The organism is Vibrio sp. 03_296 (assembly GCF_002265885.1).
In genome coordinates this window covers 1-841 of the sequence record NZ_NPKW01000504.1, presented here as the reverse complement: position 1 = coordinate 841, position 841 = coordinate 1, and the positions used below count along the sequence as shown (strand labels likewise).

Below are 841 nucleotides of genomic sequence, written 5' to 3'. Positions count from 1 at the left end.
TTGGATTTAAGCGGCTTAAAGCGCAGCTAGAATCGTTTCAGCGTTACTCACTTCAAATGATTTTGGCGCTTCCACATTCAGGGTTGTTACCACGCCGTTGTCGATAATCATCGCGTAGCGTTGAGAGCGAAGGCCCCCAAACCCAGCGGTATCCATTTCCAAGCCGAGCGCTTTGGTAAAGCTCGCGTCGCCATCCGCCAGCATCAGAATTTCTTCCGCGTTTTGTGCATCACCCCAGGCTTTCATCACAAACGCATCGTTGACAGAAACGCAGGCAATCAGATCGACCCCTTTCGCCTTAAGTTGATCAGCCAGTACGATATAACCTGGTAAATGTGCTTCTGAACAGGTTGGGGTGAACGCCCCAGGTACGGCGAAAAGCACGACTTTTTTGCCAGCAAACAGCTCTAAAACAGGGTGATGAACCATTCCCTCTTTGGTCAGTTGGCTCAGTGTAGCGTTAGGTAAAGTTTGGCCTTGAGCGATCATGTTATTGTCCTTATTTGACGAATTGAGTTCTCAAGCAGTGTAGTACGAAATCAATCAGTTAAATACGGATGAAAAGCGGGGTTAATCGAGATAGTGCTCTTCACCTAGTTGAGCGCGTTTGGGGAGGGTCGATATCGGTAGAGACAAAAATCCGGGCGAGCCCGGATTTTTTAAGCCATTGACTATCGATTAGCGAAGGATCATTTGCTCGCGACCAGGGCCAACAGAGACCATACTCACTGGAACGCCCATCAGTTCTTCAATACGCAATACATATTGCTGAGCGGCTTTAGGCAGATCTTCAAAACGACGGCAGGCAGTGATGTCTTCGCTCCAGCTTGGCATTTTCTCG

General features: G+C 48.6%; 2 protein-coding genes. Both read right to left on the bottom strand.

Annotated features, from left to right (window positions below; all coding sequences use genetic code 11):
• Positions 1 to 15: 15 nt before the first annotated feature.
• Entirely contained in the window at positions 16 to 489 is a 474-nt protein-coding gene (locus CIK04_RS25755) for a peroxiredoxin (RefSeq protein WP_017421631.1), read from the bottom strand.
• Between the two features lie 189 nt (positions 490 to 678).
• A partial coding sequence (locus CIK04_RS25750) for an adenylosuccinate synthetase (RefSeq protein ID WP_142995019.1) occupies positions 679 to 841 on the bottom strand: 163 nt, incomplete at its 5' end.